Genomic DNA, 5,723 nt, shown 5'->3' with positions numbered 1-5,723 from the left:
AGTATCCCAAATGACTTATTACTTCCAGCCCTAGGATAAATTGTACTACCTGGATTTATAAAAATAATATTATCTATAACCTTATATAAAGGAATATGCGTATGACCAAAAACTACAATATCAATATTATTTTCTTTTGCAAATTTAAGTAAAGAATCTAACCCATACTTTACATCATAATAATGTCCATGACATAAAAAGAATTTTTTACCATTAATATTAAAAATTAGTTCATAGCTTTCTGGACTAGTATATAAGTCACAATTTCCTTTAACCGATTTAACTTCTACATCTGTGGCATAATGTAAATATTCTGCATCATCTACACAGTCACCAGCATGAATTATTAAATCACATTTTTTTAAGTGTGGAATTGTTTTTTTAATACTACTCATATTTCCATGAGTATCACTTATTATCCCTATTTTCATATATTATTAATCTTCCCTTTATTATCTAATAACTCTTCTTGAAAGCTCTTCCTTCATAAGTTGTAAAGCTTTAGCTCTATGACTTATGGCATTTTTAACAGTTACTGGTAGTTCAGCAAAAGTTTTATTATAGTTTTCCACTATAAATAAACTATCATATCCAAATCCATTTTTACCTTTCTCTTCAAAAGCTACAGTACCTTCACATGTTCCTCTGACTACGAATTCCTTTCCATCAGGGAATACAACAGCTATACAACATACATATCTACCACCTCTATTGCTAACTGGTACATTCTTCATTGCTTTTAATAACTTATCTCTATTATCTTTATCTGTAGCATTTTCACCTGCATATCTTGCAGAATATATCCCTGGTTTTTTCCCTAATGCATCTACTTCTATACCAGAATCATCTGCTATAGTTATCATATTAGTAAGCTTAGCGACTTCTCTAGCTTTTATTAATGCATTATGTTCAAATGTTTTACCATTTTCCTCTATTTCTAAACCATCTAAGTTTACATCTTTTAAAGAATGTATATTATAATCTAAATCTTTTAATATACTTCCTATTTCCTCTAACTTGTGAGCATTACCTGTAGATATTACTATATCATTACCATAATCCATACCTAATATCTCATCAGCAATTTCTCCTAAAGCTGCTCTTTGTATTCTTATAAGTTCTTTGTTCCCCTTTTCACCTAATTCTAATAATTTATTTAAATCATTTCTAGAAAAAGGTCTTTCTTCTCCAGTTCCTTGAACTTCTACAAACTCACATCTATCAGTCATTATTATATTCATATCAACTTGAGCATTTGAATCTTCTTCATAGCAAATATCAAGTAAGCATTCATTATTAACTATACCTACACTTATAGCTGAAACAAAATTTTGTATAGGCATTTTCTTTATTAGACCTTCTTTATATAATTTATAAATAGCTTCCGCAACAGCTACAAAAGCACCTGTTATCGATGCTGTTCTAGTACCACCATCAGCTTGAATAACATCACAGTCTACCCAGATAGTTCTTTCTCCAAGTTTGTTTAAATCAACAACAGATCTTATAGCTCTTCCTATTAATCTTTGTATTTCTTGACTTCTACCATCAATTTTTCCTTTTGCTGAATCTCTAATTTTTCTTTGTTGAGTAGATCTAGGTAACATTGAATACTCTGCATTTATCCAGCCTGTTCCTGTGTTTCTTAGAAACGGAGGTACTTTTTCTTCTATTGAAGCTGTACAAACAACTTTTGTTTCTCCCATCTCTATTAATACAGAACCTTCTGCATACTTGGTAAAATTCCTTGTTATTTTAACATCTCTTATTTGATCAAATTTTCTCCCATCAATTCTAATCATTATTTTTCCTTTCCTGCAAATTAAAAACTTGCCTCTATCTCTTCATTAGAATCTTGTAGTCATATTTTTAAACTATAATTTCTAAAATACTTATTCTAACTTATTTCTAGTTATAATTTTAGCACTATTCATTTTAATTTACTACAAAATAATAACTCATTTATATAAACATTATTCCTTATATTAATGCATATTATAAACTCTCTAAAACTTCTTCTTTTGATGATAATTTAATTATTTCCAAAAACTTTCCTTCATCTATAACTTTAACACCTAATTCATTTGCTTTTATTAACTTAGAACCTGCCTCTTCACCAGCTAAAACAAATGATGTAGATTTACTCACACTTGAAGTTGCTTTCCCACCAAGTTTTTCTATTATATCTTTAGCATCATTTCTTTTCATAGTTGGTAGTGTTCCAGTTAAAACTATCTTCATTTTATCAAATATTTTTATAGTTTCTTCATTATCATTGTCAATTATCTTAGTATTTACACCTGCATTTTTCAATTTTTCTATGACTTCTAGATTTTTTTCTTCCTTAAAAAATTCAACAACACTATCTGCCATAGTCTCACCAAATTCCTCTAAATTCACTAATTCATTAGGATTTAAGTTCATTATTACATCTAAGTCTTTGAATTCATTAGATATTATTTTAGCACCTTTAACACCTATATGTTTTATTCCGAGTCCATTTATAAGTCTATATAAATCATTTGATTTAGATTTTTCTATAGCATTTATAAGGTTGCTTGCTGACTTTTCTCCCATTCTTTCTAATACTACTAAATCTTCTTTTTTAAGATAGTATAAATCAGAAATATCTTTTATTAATTTTTTCTCTAGTAATAAAGTTATTATTGATTCTCCAAGACCATCTATATTCATAGCATCTCTTGAAACAAAGTGTATTATTCCTCTTCTAATTTGAGCTGGACAAGATATATTTATACATTTTACTGCTGCCTCTCCATCTAATCTAACAGTAGGTTCTCCACAAACTGGACATATTTCAGGCATTTCAAAGTCTATCTCTTCTCCAGTTCTAGCTTCTTTATCAACTTCTACTACTTGAGGTATAATATCACCAGCTTTTTGTACTATTACCATGTCATTTATTTTTATATCTTTTTCTTTTATATAATCTTGATTATGAAGAGTAGCTCTACTTACAGTAGTTCCCGCTAACCTTACAGGTTCCAATACAGCAGTTGGAGTTATGTTGCCTGTTCTCCCTACTTCAACTATTATATCTAATAATCTTGTTTTCTTTCTTTCCGCTGGAAATTTGTATGCTATTGCCCATCTAGGACTCTTTGCAGTGAATCCCATTTGCTCCCTTTGCTCAAAATTATTTACTTTTATAACCATACCGTCTATACCAAAGGAAAGACTTTCTCTATTATCTGTCCAATATTCAATATATTTTATTATATCTTCAATATCATTAAATACCTTATAATCAGGACTTACTGAGAATCCTAATTTACTTAATAGCTCTAAAGACTCACTATGTGTTTTACATTCATCATTTTCTAAATGTTCTAAGTTAAAAATAAATATATCTAAAGGCCTTTTAGCCGTTAACTTTGGATCTAATTGTCTAAGTGAACCTGCTGCTAAATTTCTTGGGTTTGCATATAGAGGTTGATCTAATTCTTCTTGTTGTTTATTTATCTTTTCAAAATTATCTTTTGATATATAAACTTCTCCTCGAACTACTAGTTCATCTTTATAGTCAACTTTTAAAGGTATTGTTTTTACTGTCATTAAATTGTTTGTAATATCTTCTCCTACGACACCGTCACCTCTAGTAGCACCTTTTTCAAACTCTCCATTATTATATGTAAGACTTACTGATAATCCATCTATCTTAAACTCTATAACGTATTCAATTTCTCCAGATACAGACTCTCTCACTCTTCTATCAAAGTCTCTCAAATCACTAGCTGAATATGCGTTAGATAAGCTTAACATAGGTATTTTATGCGTAATTTGATTAAACTTATCTAATGCTTTTCCTCCTACCCGATTAGAAGGTGAATCAATTCTCTTTAATTCAGGATTTTCGTCTTCTAACTTGATTAATTCTTTCATTAAATTATCATATTCAAAATCTTCTATTTCTGGCTTATCTTCGTTATAATATTTTTCATTGTGATAATTTATTAAGTCAATAAGCTCATTTATTCTTTTTTCTGCATCCATATTGCTCACCTCATTTATTTTTCATTATTATTCCTATTTATATTTTTTAGTATAACACTTTAAAAATTTATCTTAAATTACCATTTTTAATTAAATCTAGATGATTTTAATTTTTATGTAAATATAGCTTAACTATCCATATACACTCATATATTTTATATACCAAAAAATAAGTTTTCAATATATGTTTTAATATAAAATTTAAAATAAAAGTTTTATGCAACAAAAAAGACTTTTAGCAATTCTATCTAAAAGTCTTTTTTATTACTATTTTTTATTTAATGCAGTTAAAACTTCATCTAAGTTTAATCCATGTATTTCACAAGCTTGCTCTAAAGTTTCAACTTGAGCCGATGGACACCCTAAGCATCCCATTCCAAATTTCATTAATATTTCAGCTGCATTAGGGCATAATTGTAATATTTCACCAATTGTATTAGATTTTGTTATCATAATTTCTATCTCCTTTTATTTATATTTTTCCTCTAAAGTCTCTAGTATACCAATATTTTCTTCCCTTGTGTGAGAATTTTCTTCTTCATATTTATAACATTCTTCATTTACAGTTTTCAATATATCTTCACTTAGTTTTCTTTTTGCAAATGAAAATATTACATTATCTTCTCTATGAATATGATTTTCTAATAAAGTAGCATAAGATATTGCATTAGCTATTATATCTAACTTAGCTTCTTCATTTCCATCTTTCAAATTTTTTAAAGCTTCCTCAAGATTTTTTATATATAATCTTCCTAAATCATGCTCAACTAACATTCCATGAGTAATAGCATTTTTGCCTGCTTCACCTAAATGTTCTACCATTCTGTTAAAAAGAAATATTTCTTCTTTTTTGTGGTGATGATTATCAGCAAAGTTTTTAATGAAGTTTATTATATTGTAAAAATCATCATAGTCCATTTCCTTAGTCTCTATTAATTTAAAACATACTTTTCTTATAACAACAAGCATTCTCGATATATTTTTATGTTCTTCTATTAATAAATCAACTCCGCTCATATTATTACCCACCTTTCAAATAAATATTTATATGGTTCTGATTACCTTCATACCCGTATCTTCTATAGAATATACATATTTATCATTTAATTCACTTATAAAAGATTTAATCCAAGAGTTTCTTAAGTCATAGAAATAAGACACATCACAACCTACTTCACTCCAGATATCTTTATGAACACATCTTCTTTGATTCCAAATTATAGCATCTTCGTCTTTTGAAATCACTTCATTTATCATATCGCAAGGCATACCATCCAATATATAATCATTCATACAATTAAATAATTCCTCTGGCGTTGCTGGATTTTTACCATCTTCTTTAACTTCTTTTGCAGCAACTATACCTTGTTCACAATATATTTTTTCTAATTTATCATAATTTTTAATATCTTCATCTATTAATATTTTTGTCCAAGATGCCATTCTTCTTTCTGCACTATGAATTTTTGATTGTAGCCATCCATGAATATTACTTGTATCTATTAATTCTTCTAATGGTTTATCAGGCAATCTCTCTCCATATTTTCCTTCTATGTCTTGAATTAGCTTTTCTGTATCAAAACCTTCTTCTTTAGCTAATTCAATTATTTTTCCTTCTAATTTTTCAAACCACAAAATTTTATTAAATAACCAATAATGTATTTTTCCTAAAAATAAACTCATAATCTATCTCCTTTTACAGTAATTTT

General features: G+C 27.9%; 6 protein-coding genes. All 6 read right to left on the bottom strand.

The window, feature by feature from the left end; genetic code table 11:
• The coding region (locus tag J7G74_RS01915) for a metallophosphoesterase family protein (protein ID WP_297131150.1) at positions 1–431 on the bottom strand (431 nt) is incomplete at its 3' end.
• Positions 432–452: 21 nt separating this feature from the next.
• The gene (gene rph, locus J7G74_RS01910; protein WP_297131147.1) at positions 453–1,802 is read right to left on the bottom strand and encodes a ribonuclease PH; all 1,350 of its coding nucleotides are present in this window, start codon (positions 1,800–1,802) and stop codon (positions 453–455) included.
• Positions 1,803–1,995: 193 nt separating this feature from the next.
• Positions 1,996–4,014 (bottom strand): NAD-dependent DNA ligase LigA, encoded by a 2,019-nt coding sequence (ligA, locus tag J7G74_RS01905; protein ID WP_297131144.1) that lies wholly within the window; start codon positions 4,012–4,014, stop codon positions 1,996–1,998.
• A gap of 267 nt (positions 4,015–4,281) precedes the next feature.
• A complete protein-coding gene (locus J7G74_RS01900; RefSeq protein WP_297131141.1) occupies positions 4,282–4,467 on the bottom strand; it encodes a DUF1858 domain-containing protein in 186 nt (61 codons plus the stop codon).
• 15 nt (positions 4,468–4,482) lie between these two features.
• Positions 4,483–5,031: a hemerythrin domain-containing protein gene (locus J7G74_RS01895; RefSeq protein ID WP_297131138.1), complete on the bottom strand. Its 549-nt coding sequence runs from the start codon at positions 5,029–5,031 to the stop codon at positions 4,483–4,485.
• Between the two features lie 27 nt (positions 5,032–5,058).
• A complete protein-coding gene (locus tag J7G74_RS01890) occupies positions 5,059–5,697 on the bottom strand; it encodes a hypothetical protein (protein WP_297131135.1) in 639 nt (212 codons plus the stop codon).
• Between the last annotated feature and the right edge of the window lie 26 nt (positions 5,698–5,723).

Source organism: Terrisporobacter sp., from assembly GCF_017888745.1.
Taxonomy (GTDB): Bacteria; Bacillota; Clostridia; order Peptostreptococcales; family Peptostreptococcaceae; genus Terrisporobacter.
This window is presented reverse-complemented; position numbering and strand designations above follow the sequence as displayed.